General features: G+C 65.6%; 18 protein-coding genes. 9 read left to right on the top strand and 9 right to left on the bottom strand.

Annotated features, from left to right (window positions below; genetic code table 11):
* The first annotated feature begins 17 nt into the window (after window positions 1-17).
* A complete protein-coding gene (locus tag GOQ09_RS10405; protein ID WP_157613355.1) occupies window positions 18-926 on the top strand; it encodes a LysR family transcriptional regulator in 909 nt (302 codons plus the stop codon).
* A 497-nt stretch (window positions 927-1,423) separates the two neighbouring features.
* Here the strand turns inward: GOQ09_RS10405 and GOQ09_RS10400 are convergent, their stop codons facing one another.
* Window positions 1,424-2,602 (bottom strand): acetyl-CoA C-acetyltransferase, encoded by a 1,179-nt coding sequence (locus tag GOQ09_RS10400; protein ID WP_157613354.1) that lies wholly within the window; start codon window positions 2,600-2,602, stop codon window positions 1,424-1,426.
* A gap of 81 nt (window positions 2,603-2,683) precedes the next feature.
* Window positions 2,684-4,432, bottom strand: a complete 1,749-nt coding sequence (phaC, locus tag GOQ09_RS10395) for a class I poly(R)-hydroxyalkanoic acid synthase (protein ID WP_157613353.1) — start codon at window positions 4,430-4,432, stop codon at window positions 2,684-2,686.
* A gap of 114 nt (window positions 4,433-4,546) precedes the next feature.
* Here phaC and GOQ09_RS10390 point away from each other — a divergent pair, with 114 nt between their 5' ends.
* Window positions 4,547-4,870 (top strand): hypothetical protein, encoded by a 324-nt coding sequence (locus GOQ09_RS10390; RefSeq protein WP_157613352.1) that lies wholly within the window; start codon window positions 4,547-4,549, stop codon window positions 4,868-4,870.
* Here the strand turns inward: GOQ09_RS10390 and pgeF are convergent.
* Together pgeF and maiA are read right to left on the bottom strand one after the other, a co-directional pair.
* On the bottom strand, window positions 4,802-5,557 hold the full coding sequence (pgeF, locus tag GOQ09_RS10385; protein WP_157616651.1) for a peptidoglycan editing factor PgeF: 756 nt from the start codon (window positions 5,555-5,557) through the stop codon (window positions 4,802-4,804). The two genes, GOQ09_RS10390 and pgeF, sit on opposite strands and share 69 nt — an antisense overlap.
* Window positions 5,558-5,574: 17 nt before the next feature.
* Complete coding sequence (gene maiA / locus GOQ09_RS10380; protein WP_157616650.1) at window positions 5,575-6,213, bottom strand: maleylacetoacetate isomerase; 639 nt, start codon at window positions 6,211-6,213, stop codon at window positions 5,575-5,577.
* A gap of 89 nt (window positions 6,214-6,302) precedes the next feature.
* On the opposite strand from maiA, the gene GOQ09_RS10375 reads away from it, so the two are divergent.
* The 4 genes from GOQ09_RS10375 (at window position 6,303) to GOQ09_RS10360 (ending at window position 8,755) form a co-directional block, all read left to right on the top strand.
* Entirely contained in the window at window positions 6,303-7,004 is a 702-nt protein-coding gene (locus GOQ09_RS10375; RefSeq protein ID WP_157613351.1) for a fumarylacetoacetate hydrolase family protein, read from the top strand.
* Window positions 7,005-7,025: 21 nt separating this feature from the next.
* Window positions 7,026-7,577, top strand: a complete 552-nt coding sequence (locus GOQ09_RS10370) for an NUDIX hydrolase (protein WP_126748626.1) — start codon at window positions 7,026-7,028, stop codon at window positions 7,575-7,577.
* A 5-nt stretch (window positions 7,578-7,582) separates the two neighbouring features.
* Complete coding sequence (locus GOQ09_RS10365) at window positions 7,583-8,095, top strand: CreA family protein (RefSeq protein WP_165442075.1); 513 nt, start codon at window positions 7,583-7,585, stop codon at window positions 8,093-8,095.
* 153 nt (window positions 8,096-8,248) lie between these two features.
* Window positions 8,249-8,755 carry a murein hydrolase activator EnvC family protein gene (locus GOQ09_RS10360; protein WP_157613350.1) on the top strand — a complete coding sequence of 169 codons (507 nt, stop codon included), beginning with the start codon at window positions 8,249-8,251 and terminating at the stop codon, window positions 8,753-8,755.
* 27 nt (window positions 8,756-8,782) lie between these two features.
* On the opposite strand, the gene GOQ09_RS10355 is transcribed toward GOQ09_RS10360, so the two are convergent.
* The gene (locus GOQ09_RS10355) at window positions 8,783-10,426 is read right to left on the bottom strand and encodes a phospholipase D family protein (RefSeq protein WP_157613349.1); all 1,644 of its coding nucleotides are present in this window, start codon (window positions 10,424-10,426) and stop codon (window positions 8,783-8,785) included.
* A gap of 45 nt (window positions 10,427-10,471) precedes the next feature.
* Here GOQ09_RS10355 and GOQ09_RS10350 point away from each other — a divergent pair, with 45 nt between their 5' ends.
* The 3 genes from GOQ09_RS10350 to GOQ09_RS10340 are packed head-to-tail and all read left to right on the top strand — an operon-like array spanning window position 10,472 to window position 13,373.
* Complete coding sequence (locus tag GOQ09_RS10350) at window positions 10,472-10,651, top strand: hypothetical protein (protein WP_157613348.1); 180 nt, start codon at window positions 10,472-10,474, stop codon at window positions 10,649-10,651.
* Window positions 10,635-12,059 carry a homospermidine synthase gene (locus GOQ09_RS10345; protein WP_157613347.1) on the top strand — a complete coding sequence of 475 codons (1,425 nt, stop codon included), beginning with the start codon at window positions 10,635-10,637 and terminating at the stop codon, window positions 12,057-12,059. Before GOQ09_RS10350 ends, GOQ09_RS10345 begins: the two co-directional genes overlap by 17 nt.
* Window positions 12,060-13,373: an NAD(P)/FAD-dependent oxidoreductase gene (locus tag GOQ09_RS10340; RefSeq protein ID WP_157613346.1), complete on the top strand. Its 1,314-nt coding sequence runs from the start codon at window positions 12,060-12,062 to the stop codon at window positions 13,371-13,373. It begins immediately after the preceding gene.
* 10 nt (window positions 13,374-13,383) lie between these two features.
* On the opposite strand, the gene GOQ09_RS10335 is transcribed toward GOQ09_RS10340, so the two are convergent.
* From GOQ09_RS10335 to GOQ09_RS10320, 4 genes are all read right to left on the bottom strand, one after another.
* On the bottom strand, window positions 13,384-13,575 hold the full coding sequence (locus tag GOQ09_RS10335) for an aminoglycoside phosphotransferase (protein WP_157613345.1): 192 nt from the start codon (window positions 13,573-13,575) through the stop codon (window positions 13,384-13,386).
* 18 nt (window positions 13,576-13,593) lie between these two features.
* Complete coding sequence (locus GOQ09_RS10330; RefSeq protein WP_157613344.1) at window positions 13,594-14,184, bottom strand: hemerythrin domain-containing protein; 591 nt, start codon at window positions 14,182-14,184, stop codon at window positions 13,594-13,596.
* A gap of 92 nt (window positions 14,185-14,276) precedes the next feature.
* Window positions 14,277-14,774, bottom strand: coding sequence for a hemerythrin domain-containing protein (locus GOQ09_RS10325; protein ID WP_157613343.1), 498 nt, complete (start codon window positions 14,772-14,774; stop codon window positions 14,277-14,279).
* Between the two features lie 97 nt (window positions 14,775-14,871).
* Window positions 14,872-15,354 carry a hypothetical protein gene (locus GOQ09_RS10320; RefSeq protein ID WP_157613342.1) on the bottom strand — a complete coding sequence of 161 codons (483 nt, stop codon included), beginning with the start codon at window positions 15,352-15,354 and terminating at the stop codon, window positions 14,872-14,874.
* Between the last annotated feature and the right edge of the window lie 5 nt (window positions 15,355-15,359).

Here is a 15,359-nt window from a genome sequence, read left to right as displayed (position 1 = left end):
CTTGGGTACGATGGTCCATGCTCTTCGACCTGACCGACCTGCGCCTTTTCGTTGCCACGGCCGAACTCGGCAACCTCACGCGGGCCGCCGAGCGGCAGCACCTGTCGCTTGCGGCGGCCAGTGCGCGCATCAAGGCGCTCGAAACACAGGCGGGCTTGCAGCTGCTGCAGCGCGAAGCACGCGGCGTGCGCCTGCTGCCGCCGGGAGAAGCCTTTCTGCACCATGCCCGCCTGGTGCTGCATCAAACGGAGCAACTGCGCGCCGACCTGCTCGAATACGGCGGCGGCCTGCGCGGCCACCTGCGCGTGTTCGCCAACACCACGGCAGTGACCGATTTCCTGCCCGAAATATTGCCCGGCTTCCTTGCGCACAACCCGCGCATCAACGTCGACCTTCAGGAAAAACCGAATGCTCAGATCCCGCGCGGTGTGCTCGACGGCCGCGCCGACATCGGCATCGTGGCGGGGCGCGTCGATACGCTGGGCCTGGAAGCCATTCACTTCAGCACCGACCGGCTGGTGCTCGTCACATCCCGCAAGCACCGCTTCGCAAAGCGCCGGAAGATTTCATTTGCCGAGACGCTGGACGAAGACGCGATCGGCATGCAGCAAGGCAGCACGCTGCAGACTTTTCTCGCACAAATTACCGACAACCTCGGCAAGCGGCAGAAGCTGCGTATCCAGCTGAGCAGCTTTGATGCGATGTGCCGAATGATCGGCAGCGGCGTGGGCATTGGCGTGGTGCCCGAATCGGCCGCACGCCGCAACCAGGAGAGCATGCAGCTCGCGCTGATCGACCTGAGCGATGCGTGGTGTGTGCGGGAGCGGTACTTGCTGGTGCGAGACCGGGCGGCGTTGCCGATCTATGCGCAAGCGCTGGTCGAAACGCTGTGCCGGCACTATGCGGGTGAGCAGGCTGCCATTTGACTGAAACCCGGTGCCGCAGGCCAATAAAACAAGGACTTGCGAGCGAATTGTGAAGAAGCCGGTGCCGTCCCCATTTTCCGTGGACAACTTTGGGGATAACTGATGTGCTTCCTTGTAAACGCTATTTAAGTTGTTGTTTTACAAGGGAAATAATCAGTTTGCTGAAAATTTGGGCGGTGAACAAGGTGGCGTCTGCTATTCAGGGCTGCTGTTCAGGGCTGGTGCAAAGGCCACCGGGTACTCCCCTCCGCGAATGTCCCCCGGGGCTGCGCCCCTCCTCCTTTATTTCGCTGCGCGGAGCACCCGATGCCCTGTGCACTAGGGCACGCTGCCGGTGTACCGCTGATCAACCACCACTCTGTGTAACGCACCCGTCGATGGGGTGCCTTGCGCAGCGAAATAAAGGAGGAGGCCGAAGGCCGGGGGACATTCGCGGAGAAAGGTACCCCGTCGGCGGGTGCGCCGCCCTGAAGAACGGCAGCGCCCCGAAAGAAAGCTTAGCGCTCGATAGTCAGCGCCACGCCCATGCCGCCGCCGATGCACAGCGACGCAATGCCCTTCTTGGCGTTCTGCCGCTGCATTTCGTGCAGCAGCGTCACGAGAATGCGGCAACCCGACGCGCCGATGGGGTGACCGATGGCGATGGCGCCGCCATTCACGTTCACCTTGTTCACGTCCCAGCCCATTTCCTTGTTCACAGCGCAAGCCTGCGCGGCAAAGGCCTCGTTGATCTCGAGCAGGTCGAGGTCGGCGGCCTTCCAGCCGGCGCGCTGCAGCGCCTTGGTCGACGCGGGCACCGGACCCATGCCCATGATGGCCGGGTCGAGGCCTGCGGTGGCGTAGCTTGCAATGCGGCCCAGCGGCTTCAGTCCCAGGGCGGCGGCCTTCTTGGCCGTCATCACCATCACGGCGGCGGCGCCGTCGTTCAGGCCCGAGGCATTGCCCGCGGTCACGCCGCCGGCCTTGTCGAACGCGGGGCGCAGGCCCGCCAGGCCTTCGGCGCTCGTCTTGCGGTTGATGAACTCGTCCTTGTCGAAGACGAGCGGGTCGCCCTTCTTCTGCGGAATGCTCACCGGCACGATCTCGTCCTTGAACTTGCCGGCATCTTGCGCGGCCGCGGCCTTGGTCTGGCTGCCCAGGGCGAGCTCATCTTGCGCCGAGCGGTCGATGCCGAACTTCTTGGCCACGTTCTCGGCCGTGATGCCCATGTGGTACTGGTTGTACACGTCCCACAGGCCGTCGACGATCATGGTGTCGACCATTTTCCAGTCGCCCATGCGCTGGCCGTTGCGCGAGTTGGGCAGCACGTGCGGCGCCATGCTCATGTTCTCTTGGCCGCCGGCAATCACGATTTCGCTGTCGCCCGTAGCCACGGCCTGCGCCGCGAGCATGACCGCCTTCAGGCCCGAGCCGCACACCGCATTGATGGTGAGCGCCGGGGTTTCCTTGGCACCGCCGCTCTTCAGCCACGCCTGCCGCGCGGGGTTCTGGCCCGCGCCGGCGGCCAGCACCTGGCCCATGATGGCTTCACCGACCTGCTCGGCCGTGAGGTTCGCGCGTGCAATCACTTCCTTGATCACGAGGGCGCCCAGCTCCGTGGCCGCAATGCCGGCGAGCGAGCCGCCGAACTTGCCGACCGCCGTGCGTGCAGCCGAAACGATGACGATGTCTTCCATGAAATTCTCCGTTGAAGTGATTTGAATGAAGCGGGTGCGTGGGATTGTGTGTGCGGCTGTCGGCTGTTGCGTTGAGCTATGTCAGGCGCGGGCCTTGACGTAGCGCCCCGGTGCCGGCTCGATGGCCTTGTAAGCCTTGCCGTTGCCGTAGGTCTTGGGCGCGGGAACCTGCTTGCCCGCATGACCCTTGAGCCATTGGGCCCAGTCGGTCCACCAGCTGCCGGGGTGCTCCGTGGCGCCGGCCAGCCATTCGGCCTGCGTCTTCGGAAACTTGCCGTCCTCGCGGATCCAGTGGCTGCGCTTTTTCTTGGCGGGCGGGTTGATCACGCCGGCAATGTGGCCCGAAGCGCCCATGACGAAGCGCTTCTTGCCGGGCAGCAGCTGCGTGGACGCATAGGCGCCGCCAATCGGCACGATGTGGTCTTCGCGCGAGCCGTAGATATAGGCCGGGATGTCGATCTTGCCGAGGTCGACCTTCTGGCCGCACACCGAAAGCGCATTGGGCTTGGCGAGCTTGTTCTCGTGGTACGTGTTACGCAGGTACCAGGTGTAGAACGGGCCCGGCAGGTTGGTGGCGTCGCTGTTCCAGTAAAGCAGGTCGAACGGCGGCGGGGTTTCGCCCTTCAGGTAATTGCCGACCACGTAGTTCCACACCAGGTCGTTCGGGCGCAGAAAGCTGAAGGTGGAGGCCAGGTCGCCGCCCGGCAGCAGCCCGCCCTTGCCGAGCTGCATTTCGCGGTACTGCACCATCGGCTCGTCCACGAAGATGTCGAGAATGCCCGTGTCGCTGAAGTCGAGGAACGTGGTGAGCAGCGTGACCGACGCCGCCGGCTTTTCGCCGCGTGCCGCAAGCACGGCCAGCGCGGTGCTCAGGATGGTGCCGCCCACGCAGAAGCCCAGCGCATTGATCTGCTTGCTTCCGCTGATTTCCTGCACCGTGTGAATCGCCTTGATAGCGGCGTTCTCGATGTAGTCGTCCCACGTGGCGTTGGCCAGCGATTCGTCGGGGTTGCGCCAGCTCACCACAAACACGCGGTGGCCCTGCTCGTTGGCATAGCGGATCAGCGAGTTTTCGGGCTGCAGGTCGAGTATGTAGAACTTGTTGATGCAGGGCGGCACCAGCAGGAAGGGCCGCTCGTACACCTTGGCCGTGAGCGGCTTGTATTCGAGCAGCTGGAACAGCTCGTTCTCGAACACCACCGCGCCCTCGGTGGTGGCCACGTTGCGCCCCACTTCGAAGGCGCTCTCGTCGGTCATGCTGAGGTGGCCCTGCTTGATGTCGTGCAGCAGGTTCTGAATGCCCTTGGCAATGCTCTCGCCCTGGGTCTCGATGGCTTTTTTCTGCGCCTCGGCGTTCAGCGCCAGCGAATTGCTGGGCGACGACGCGGCCATCCACTGCTCCACGGCAAAGCGCAGGCGGGCCTTGGTTTTTTCGTCGGCGTCGATGGCCTCGGCCATGTTCAGCATGGTGCGGCCGTTGAGCAGGTACACGGCCGCCGAGAAGGCAGCGAGCGGATTGCCGCCCCAGGCGTCGGATGCAAAGCGCTTGTCGCCCTCGGGCTTGGCGGCGAAGCCCTGGCGCCAGAGCTCGGTCGCCTCGGCAACGTATTGCTGCTGGATCGATTGAAGCTTTTCGGGGTCGATGGAGATCTTGGGCAGCTCGGGCATCTTGGCTGCCTGCGGCATTTGCCACAGCGGCGTGCCGCCCACGAAGGCCGAGGCCCCCTGCGCGGCGGATTGCTGGAATGATTCCAGCGCCTTGTTCCATCCCTCTGACAGTGCCTGCTGGAAGGGCGCGAACGCATCGGCCCCCGTGGCTTGTTGCTTCATGGTGTCTCCTGGTCCTCGCCTGAGTCGGTACGGATGGCTGCTCGTGTTTTGAGTATGCTGCATTTCACAAGGCCTTCATAACGCCGCCCACCTACTTACCGACTGAAACCTGTTGTGTTCATCCACCTGATCGTGATCGGCTGGCTCTACGTCGCCGTGATGATGGCCGTCGCCGAAGCCACCAGCACCACGGGCACCGTGCTGGGTGCCATCTTCACATTTCTCATGTACGGATTGGCGCCCGTGGCCTTGGTGGTTTACCTGATGGGAACCCCGGGCCGCCGCCGCGCGATCAGGCAGCGCGAGGCCGAGGCGCAGGAGGCCGCGCGCCGCGCCGCGGCGGCCTCGGCCGAAGCAACAAGCAAGGATTCAGGCCTTCCAGACCAGGGCGGCGAAGCGGCCGCTGACGCCGTCCCGCCGGTGCGAAAAGAACCGTGACGGGTTGCCGACGGTGCACCAGCCGTCGCTGCCGTCGTTGCCATGCACCGCGTCCACGCCGGCCGCGCGCAAGCGCTGGCGTGCGAGCGCCGGCAGGTCGGCCAGCCATTTGCCGGCCGATTGCGAAGGCTGAAAGCACGACGCAGCCTCCGGCGCATGCGTCTCGAATGCGGCCTTGACCTCCGCACCCACCTCGAAGGCCTTGGGCCCGATGCAGGGGCCGAGCCATGCCAGCACCTTGCCAGGCTCGGCGGCGAAACGCCCGGCGGTTGCTTCAAGCACGCCGCCGGCAAGGCCGCGCCAACCTGCGTGCGCGGCGGCCACGCGGCGGCCTGCGGTATCGGTGAAAAGCACGGGCAGGCAATCGGCCACCATGATCGTGCAGGCCAGGCCGCTATCGGCCGTGGTGCAGGCATCGGCGGCGGCGCCATCGGGCAACGAATTGCCGGCGCCCTCGAGCACCACGACCTCGCTGCCATGCACCTGCTGCAAGAAGACCGGCCGCACGCCGATGGCTTGCCGCAGACGCGTGCGGTTGGCCGCGACATGCGCCGGCTCGTCGCCCACGTGGTCGCCGAGGTTCAGGCTTTCATAACGCCCGGCCGATACCCCGCCCGCGCGCGTGGTGCACAGCGCCCGCACTTTCTGCGGCGCCGGCCAGTCGGGCACGAGCCAGCGCGGGTCCATGCCGGGGTTCATACCGCTCAGGCTTCCGCGTCGGGCGCCTGCGAGGGCTGGGCGCGCTGGAATGCGTCGAGCGCCATGCAGGCCTCGAAGGCGGCCATGGTGCGCGGCAGCCCGCTGAAGTCGCAGTCGAAGCGCCTGCCGTTGAAGATCTGCGGCACCAGGCAGCAGTCGGCCAGCGTGGGCGTATTGCCGTAGCAGAAGGTGCTGCCGGGGTGCTGCGCGAGCTGCCGCTCGAAAGCCAGCATGCCGTCGCGCACCCAGTGGCGGTACCAGGTGTTCTTGGCGTCGTCGTCGAGCTTGAGCTCCTTCACGAGGTACTTGAGCACGCGCAGGTTGTTCAGCGGGTGGATCTCGCAGGCAATCGACTGCGCCAGCGCCCGCACATGCGCCCGGCCCACCGGGTCGTGCGGCAGCAACGGCGGCTCGGGGTGGGTTTCGTCCAGGTATTCGATGATCGCCATCGACTGCGAGAAGCGCTCGCCCTCGTCCTCGAGCAGCGGCACCAGCATGTCGGCCGAAATGGCCGAATAGGGGCCCGTGCGATGGTCGCCGCGGGCAATGTGCACCGGCACGTAGTCGTAGTCCAGGCCCTTCAGGTTGAGCGCAATGCGCACCCGGAAGGACGACGAGGAGCGGAAGTAGTTATGCAGCTTCATCATTGCGCAAGCATAGCGCTCGCGAACAACCCTGGTCTGCCTCTGGCACACTGCCGTTTTTCTCCGTTCCGCTGAAAAGGACAGACGCAATGGCTTCCGAGTTTGTTTTCGCCCCGCCCGCGACCGTTTCGGTTCCGGTGGTCGGGCAGCCCGCCCGTTTTCCGGTGCACCGCATCTATTGCGTGGGCCGCAACTATGAAGATCACGCCAAGGAAATGGGCTTTACCGGCCGCGAGCCGCCGTTCTTCTTCATGAAGCCGGCCGACGCGCTCGTGGTGGTCGATGCGGGCCAGACCGGCACCATGGCCTACCCCACGCTGACCAAGAACCTGCACCACGAGATCGAACTGGTGGTGGCCATCGGCACCGGCGGCAAGAACATCTTGGCGGCCGATGCACACAAGCACATCTACGGCTACGCCGTGGGCCTGGACATGACGCGCCGCGACCTGCAGGGCGAGATGAAGAAGCAAGGCCGCCCCTGGGACATCGGCAAGGGCTTCGAGCAGAGCGCGCCCATCGGCCCCATCGTGCCCGTGGCACAGGCCGGCGATGCCGAAAAGGCCGAAATCTCGCTGAAGGTGAACGGCACCGACCGCCAGCGCAGCACGGTAGCCAAGCTCATCTGGAACGTGGCCGAAACCATCGAGCATCTTTCGGCCGCCTGGGAGCTGCAGCCCGGCGACCTGATCTTCACCGGCACGCCCGAAGGCGTGGCGGCGGTGGTGGCGGGCGACACGCTGGTCGGCGAAGTGGCGGGCCTGCCAAAGCTGACCGTCAAGGTCGTCTAAGGGCCTGCGCCCCAACGCTCCATGATCCTGCGCGTACCCATCAAGCACTGCAAGAACTGCGGCACCGCGGTGGTCTACCGCATTCCGGACGACGGCGACACCAAGGAACGCGCCGTCTGCCCCGCCTGCAGCACCATCCACTACGAGAACCCGCTGAACGTGGTGGGCACCATTCCCGTGCTCGGCGACAAGGTGCTGCTGTGCAAGCGCAACATCGAGCCGCGCTGGGGCAAATGGACGCTGCCCGCGGGCTTCATGGAGCTTGGCGAAACCGCGGCCCAGGGCGCGGCACGCGAAACCGACGAAGAGGCCGGCGCCAACTACGAAATGCAGGGCCTCTTCGCGGTGATCAGCGTCGTGCGCGTGGGGCAGGTGCACCTGTTCTACCGCGCCCGCCTGCTGGACGACCGCTTCGACCCGGGCCACGAAACCATCGAGGCCCGGCTTTTCACCGAGGAAGAAATTCCCTGGGAAGAAATCGCGTTTCGTACCGTGCGCGAGGCGTTGGAACACTTCTTCGAGGACCGGCGGCGCGGCAGCTTCGACCGCGTGCACGAACTCAGCATCGTTTGAAACACATGACCATTCAGGCATTGCGGGCCACCGCCCTCTTCCGTGCGGCGCTCGCATCCACCGTTGTCGTTGGCCTGGGCCTTGCGCTGGCCCCGGCGGCGCAAGCGGAAATCGTGGGCGACGTCGACACCGCGTTCAAGCTCATCGGCCCGGATCACAAGATCGTGGTCGAGGCGTACGACGACCCCAAGGTCAGCGGCGTCACCTGTTACGTCTCGCGTGCCAAGACAGGCGGGCTGGCCGGCGCCTTCGGCGTTGCCGAAGACAAGTCGGAAGCCTCCATCGCCTGCCGCCAGGTCGGCCCCGTGAGCATCACGCAGCCGCTGCCCAAGCGCGAAGAGGTCTACACCGAGCGGCTGTCGATTCTTTTCAAGCGGCTGCGCGTGGTGCGCATGGTCGACGCCCGGCGCAATACGCTCATCTACCTTACCTACTCCGACCTGCTGATCGACGGCTCGCCGAAGAACAGCGTGACGGCGGTGCCGATCGACCGCGGCACGCCCATTCCGCTCAAGTAACAAAAGAGCGGGCACCGCCAGTCCCTTAGGCCCCCTTCTCCCAGGGTCCGGCACCTGCCGGCGCCCTGCGAGTTTGCTAGCATGCCGGCGGTAACTCGCCCGGCGTGCCGAGCCGAAGGAACCCTCAGCAACGAATTCGTTCCAAAGAGAACCATGCAGCACCTTCAGACTTTTGTTTCCCGTACCGGCGCCGCGCTACTCGTGGCGGCCGGCCTTGCAGCCTGCACCACGCCCGCACCGCCTCCCCGGGCCGGCGTGAACGTGCCACCACCCGTTCAGCAGCCCCAAGCCATGTTCATCCGGCCCGCCAGCGGCACCACCATTGCCCGCTTCGACGGCGTGCGCAACAAGGGCCTGGACATCGCGGGCAACCTTGGCGACCCGGTCGTGGCTTCGGCAGACGGCCGCGTGGTGTACGTGGGCGGCGAACTGCGCGGCTACGGCAACATGGTCATCGTCAAGCACAACGACACCTTCCTCACCGCATACGCCCACGCTGAAAACATCGTCGTCAAGGAAAACGCGGTGGTGCGCCAGGGCCAGAAAATTGCCGAAATGGGCAAGAGCGGCACCGACCGCGTGAAGGTGCATTTCGAAATCCGCAAGAACGGCACCGCCGTCGATCCCGAGCCCTACCTGAGCGGGCGCCTGCAGCACTAGGCCCCCGGTGGCGGCGCACGCACGCCGCTAGAGCAGGCTCTCGGGCACCAGCGGAGCGAACAGCTCCAGCTTCCAGCGCGACCAGAAATCGGTTTCCGGCTCCACGTGCAGGATGGTGTCGGCGCCGTCGCCCGAGGCCGGGCTCACCCATTCGATGCCGCCGCGCGGCCCCAGCTGCAGCTGGTAGGCACCGTCGAGCCGCATGAAGCCGATCAGGCTGGTGAGCTGCTGCGCGATCTGCGGGCTGAAGATGAAAATGCCGACCTCGGTGTTGTGCAGCATCGAGCGCGGATCGAAGTTCATCGAGCCGATGAAGACGATGTTGCGGTCGATCACGGCCGACTTTCCGTGCAGCCTTCCGCTCGCCGAACCGTAGATGCCGAAGCGCTTGGTTTCTTCCACGCGCTTGGGGCTCAGTTCGTAGAGCGCCACCCCCAGCCGCAGCATCTCGGGCCGGTAGCGGCGGTAGCCGATGTGCACCAGTGATTCGTCGGTGGCCGCGAGCGAATTGGTCACGATGGTGTAGCTCACGCCCTTTTGCCGCACGGTGCGCATCGACTCCATGCCACCGCGCCCCGGAATCAGATATGGCGTGGTTTGCAGGATCTCGTGCTCCGCGCCGCGTATGTAGCGCCGCACGTTGTAGAGCACGCTGTCGGTCGACTCGTCGGCCGGTAGGCCGCGGGCCTCTTCCGTGGGGCCCAGCGCCTTGGCAGGCGCGTCGGCGTAGGCTTCGGCTCGCGCCCACACGAGCGAGAGCGCGCCTTCGTCCAGGTCCTTGGCCAGCGCGTTGTTGCCCAGCAGGTCGGTTGAAGCAAGCGGATCGGGGTGCAGCGTGTCCGGCCCGCCGGTCAATTGCTCGAAGCGGTCACGCAACTGCTGCGGCGTGGCCCAGCCGGTCGACACCAGCGACTCCACGGGGTACACATAGGGGCTGTTCCAGTACATGTCGAACAGCGACGAAAGCCGCGGCACCACGGTACCGGCCACCAGCGTGTCGATGTCGATGAAGTTGGAACCGCCGTCCCGCAGGAAGTATTCGTTGGCGATGTTTCGCCCGCCCATGACCGCCATCACGTTGTCGACCACGAAGAGCTTGTTGTGCATGCGGCGGTGCACGCGGTCGAAGTCGAGCAGCGACGAAGCCCAGCGCGTGCCCAGGCGCTCCCTCCCGGCCGGAAACGGATTGAACATCCGCACCTCGGCATTGGGATGCGCCGCCAGGCCCGCGAACAGCGGATCGGCGCCCGCGGTGTAGAGGTCGTCCACCAAAAGGCGCACGCGCACGCCGCGCTCCGCCGCGTCGCGCAATGTGCGAAGCAGGTAGCGGCCGGTTTCGTCGTTCTGCACCAGGTAGTACTGAACGTCTATGGAGCGCTGCGCGCGCTTCGCCAGTTCGATGCGCGCATGCAGCGAAAACTGCGCCATGGGCAGCAGCCGAAATCCGCTCAAGCCCTGCCCCGGCGGTGAAGCCGCCGTGACAAGGCGCCCCAGCGTCGTGTCGGTGCCGTTGGTGATGGCCATTGACGGCTTGCGTTCCACGCCCGACGGCAGGCCCGCGCAGCCGCCCAAAAGCAGCAACGCCACGCCCAGCACCAGCCAAAGCGGCCAGGCGGTGCGGGCTATTTCTTCGGAAATTCCGGAAATTCTCGGGTTGGAGTTTTCTGCCATCGGACGGTGCGATGCGCGACGCGCGCAGGGTGGCCGGTTTCTACCATGAGCCAGCAAAAACGACCGTTTATGGAGTCCTCCTACACCTTCGGCAAAGGCAAGCTGACGCGTGGACGCAACTGGTGGCACCACATTTTTGAACACGAACGGAAAACCAGGCAGCAGACAGCCCGGCGGCCAGCGCCGGTGCCACTCAGCGAGGTTGCGGATGACCAAGAAGAATGAATTGCTGGCGCGGTTCGACGGCAGGCTCACCATGATCGGCTTCGGCTCCATCGGGCAGGCGCTGCTGCCGTTGCTGTTGCGCCATTTCGGCCTGAAGGTCTCCGACATCAAGATCGTGAAGCCGGGCGAGGACCGCAGCGGCGTTGCCAAGGAACTGGGCGTCGAGGTCATTCCTGCGCGGCTCGAAGAAGGCAATTTGGCCGCCGTGCTCGAGCCGTTGCTGTCCAAGGGCGATTTCCTGGTCAACCTGTCGGTCGATGTTTCGAGCCTTGCGCTCATCAAGCTCTGCCGCGAACGCGGCGCCTTCTACCTGGACACCTGCAATGAGCCATGGCCTGGGCGCTACGACGACCCCGGCGTGCCGCCTTCCCGCCGCTCGAACTACAGCCTGCGCGAAGAGGTGCTGGCCTGGCGCCTCGACAAGCGCAGCGGGCCCACGGCCGTGATCACCCAAGGCGCCAATCCGGGGCTGGTGTCCGCGTTGCTCAAGCAGGCGCTGCTGAACATTGCGGCCGACACTCATGCGCAGCTCGAATCGATGCCCGCGAGCTACGAGGACTGGGCCGCACTTGCGCGGCAGCTGGAAATCAAGGTCATTCACATTGCCGAGCGCGACACCCAGGCGGCAAGGCAGCGCAAGCAGCGCAACGAATTCGTCAACACCTGGTCGGTGCAGGGCTTCGTCGACGAGGGCCTGCAGCCGGCCGAACTCGGATGGGGCACGCACGAGCAGCACTGGCCAGCCGATGCGGCGCGGCACGGCTTCGGCAGCGATGCGGCCATCTACCTCGGCCGGCCCGGCATCGGCACGCGGGTGCGCAGTTGGACGCCGCTCGAAGGGCCCTACCACGGCTTTCTGGTGACGCATGCCGAATCGATTTCCATTGCCGACCACCTGACGCTGCGCAAGGACGGCGAGGTGGTGTACCGCCCCACGGTGCACTACGCCTACCACCCGTGCGACGACGCCGTGCTCTCGCTGCACGAGGTGGCCGGAAAGAACTGGCGCCTGCAGCACCGCCAGAAAATCATCCGCGACGAAATCGCCGAAGGCATGGACGAGCTCGGCGTGCTGTTGATGGGCAATCCCAAGGGCGTCTACTGGTACGGCTCCCGACTCACCATCGAGCAGGCGCGCGAACTGGCGCCCGCCAACAGCGCCACCAGCCTGCAGGTGGTGGCCGGCATCCTGGGCGGCATGCTGTGGGCGCTGCGCAACCCCGACGCCGGGCTGGTGGAGCCCGACGACCTCGATCACCGCGTGGTCCTGGAAGCCGCAATGCCCTACCTGGGAGAGGTGGCGGGCGTGTACGGCGACTGGACGCCGCTCAAAGACCGCAGCCCGCTCTTCAATGAAGAAAAGGATGAAGAAGACCCCTGGCAGTTTCTCAACTTCCGGGTGACCTGATTGCTGCTGCGGAAAGAACTCGGCGTCGTCGAGAACTCCTACTACGAAGCGAGCGTGCAGCGCGCCGAGCGGTTCGAAGCTGCGCGCCCGCTCGAAGGCATTGCCACCGCCGACGTCTGCGTGGTGGGCGGCGGCCTCGCGGGCCTTTCCGCGGCGCTGGAGCTGGCTTCGCGCGGCTACGCGGTGGTGCTGCTCGAGGCGCAGCGCGTCGGCTGGGGAGCCTCGGGCCGCAATGGCGGGCAGGCCATTGTCGGCTTCGGCTCCGACGGCGAAGACGCCATCGAGAAGCAATTCACACCCGAAGACGCTCGCCGCGCCTGGAATGTCTCCGTCGAAGGGCTGAACCTGCTGCGCGACCGCATGGCCCGCCATGCCATCGACTGCGACTGGCAGCCCGGTTACCTGAACCTTTCGGTCAAGCCCTCGAAGTCGCGCGCGCTCCGGCGATGGATGGAGCACGTGGGCCGCATCCACGGCTACCCGCTGCAATGGCTGGGCTCCGGGGAAATTGCGCAATGGGTCGACAGCAAGCGCTTCGACGCCGGCACCTTCGACGCGTTTTCGGGCCACCTGCATCCGCTCAAGTATTCGCTGGGCCTGGCTTCCGCAGCGCGGGCCGCCGGCGCGCAGCTGCACGAGAACTCTGCGGCCCAGGTCATCGAGCGCGGCACGCGGCCGGTGGTGAAGACCGCGCAGGGCGAGGTGTGGTGCAGCTTCGTGGTGCTGGCGGGCAACGTCTACCTTGCGGAATACGGCGACGACGTGGCGCCCGAAGTGTCATCGCGCATCATGCCCGTGGGCACCTACATGATCGCGACCGAGCCAATGGACAAGGCCCGCGCGGATGCGCTCATGCGCGGCCGGCCGGCCGCTTCGGACACGAACTTCGTGCTCGACTATTTCCGCCTGAGCGCCGACCACCGGCTGCTGTTCGGTTCCGGCGACAGCTACAGCGCCCGCACCCCGCGCAACCTGATCGAGAAAATCCGCAAAAGCATGCTCATGGTGTTTCCGCAGCTGTCGGACCTCGGCATCGACCACGCCTGGGGCGGCTTCGTCGACATCACCATGAACAAGGCGCCTGATTTTGGGCGCATCGGCAGCAACATCTATTACCTGCAAGGCTTCTCCGGCCATGGCCTGGCGCTGACTGGCATGGCGGGCAAGCTGGCGGCAGAGGCCATTGCGGGGCAGGCGGAGCGCTTCGACCTGTTCGCCCGCATCAGGCACCTTGCCTTTCCCGGCGGCACCCTGCTTCGCACCCCCGCACTCGTGCTGGGGATGATGTACTACCGGCTACGCGACATGCTGTAGCCCCGCCCGGCTACGAACCTTCGCGCTTGCGCGGAACCTTGCCCTCCGCGGCGAGTTGCATTACGCCTTCGGCGAACTTCATGAGTTCGTCCGACAGCGGTGCCCCCGGCGCAAGCACTCCCACGCGCTCGGCCAGCACCTGGAATGCAGCGCGCGAAGATTCGGGCGCGGACGGCAACGGAATGTTGGTGTCTTCGGGCATGAAGCCGCCCCCTCCAGGTCAGGCGCGTGCATGCCGGCGCAGGTGGCCGGACCGCCGTGCCAGCAGAAGCCCCGCCGCGGCCAGCCCGACCATGGCAATGGCCGCTGTGTTGCCCGAGGCGGCGCGCCCCATGTCGAGAGCGATTTCGCCCGTGCGCGGCCCCGCGAGCTGCAGCCGGCGCTTGGTCATTTGCGCGCCCAGGTCGCCCAGCTTGTCCGCCAAGTGCTTTTCAGCCGCCGGCAGCAAGATGGTTTCCTCGTCGGCCACGTGATGCATCACGTCGCGCATGAGCGCCGACAGGGTTTCGTCATAGTCGCGCGCCTCGGGCTCCATGGTGCGAAGCAGGCCGATGAGCCGGCGCATTTCGGAGTGTTCGTCGATCGCCTCCGCGATGCGTTCATCGTCGATCTTGCGCATCTCGGGGTAGAAGATTTCTTCTTCGAGCTGCGCGTGAATTTCGAGTGCCGTGCAGATGGTGTTGACCAGTCCCTTTTTCACGCGGCTCGGCGCGCTCGCCTTGTACTGGTGAAAGGTGGAAAGCACGTGCGTATGGTCCAGGCGAATCATGTTGGTCGCCGTGGGAAAAAGCCGGGAGACGATATTTGTCATGGTGACCTCCAAGGCCGATGAAAAGCGTGGCACCCGGCCGGCGGGCGGCCGGGTGCCGTGGGGTGAATAGGCTGCGTGAGACCCAGGCGGGCTCAGGCGGCCACGCCGGTGAGTTCTTCCATCAGCTCTTCCTTGCGGGCCGCGAGCTGCTCGCGCATGGCCATCAGGTCGAGCCCCTTGGCGGCGCGCGCCTTGACGAAGATCTCGTTGCGCTCTTCCTTCACGTGATGGTCGATGTATTCACCCAGCACGATGACCTTGGCGTCGAATTTTTCGTCCACGTCGGTAGCGGATTCGATCTGTGCGATCAGTTCCTTGGCACTGGCATGCTCGACCTCGGCTTCGTCCAGGAGATCGGTTTCGCTGAGCGCCTCGCGCAGCGCGGGGTAGAAGATTTCTTCCTCGATTTGCGCATGCACCGTCAGTTCGGTGCAGATCTGGGTCGCGAGTTCGCGCTTCTTCTGCTGCGCGCTGGCAGCTCGCGAATGGGTCAGTTCCTCGTACTCCTTGAACAACTTCTTGACGTTGCGGTGGTCGGAATCGAGAAGGCTGCATGCATCGGGTGCTGCTCGCTTGGTAGAGGTGGGCATCGTGGGGCTCCGAATAAGGTTGGTGGAAGCTGAACGATGGGGGGACTCGAAACACCGCGGCGTAGGAAAGCTGCCTGTGTGCGCGTAGCAGCGCCCACTACTCGCGCCCGCGCTGCGCGAGCAGGCATCCGGCCGCCATGCCCAGGGCGAAGAAGCCGTAGACCACGGCCATGGAGCCTTTGGAAAGATGATGCTCGAAACCCGGCGTGAGCCGGCGCGGCGTGATCGTGTAGTCGATCGTGCAGGCCACCGCCGTTGCGGCGCCGGCACTGGCGAGCGCGGCAGGCACCGATTGCGGCGGGCGCCGCTCGGTATGCAGCCAGGCGTAGAGCAGCGCCCAGAAAATCGCGCTCGCATGGTGGGTGGCATAGCCCAGGGCCGTGTGCCGCAGCGTGGGCCGGTAGACCTGCAGCGCCTGCTCGCCCCATAGCCAATGGCTGGTGGCGTTGGTCGGCGCGACCGCGCTGCCGGCCTCGCGCCGGCCGCACAGCATGAGCGCGGCCGTCGAGGCAAAGCTGGCCAATGTTCCGGCGATCAGGCCGGTTCGTAGCACCGGCGCAAGTCGTTTGCTTGTGTTCATGTGGA

Origin of the sequence: Variovorax paradoxus (genome assembly GCF_009755665.1) — a bacterium.
Taxonomy (GTDB): Bacteria; Pseudomonadota; Gammaproteobacteria; order Burkholderiales; family Burkholderiaceae_C; genus Variovorax; species Variovorax paradoxus_G.
Note: the sequence above shows the minus strand (reverse complement) of the source record. Positions and strands in the feature narration are given on the sequence as shown.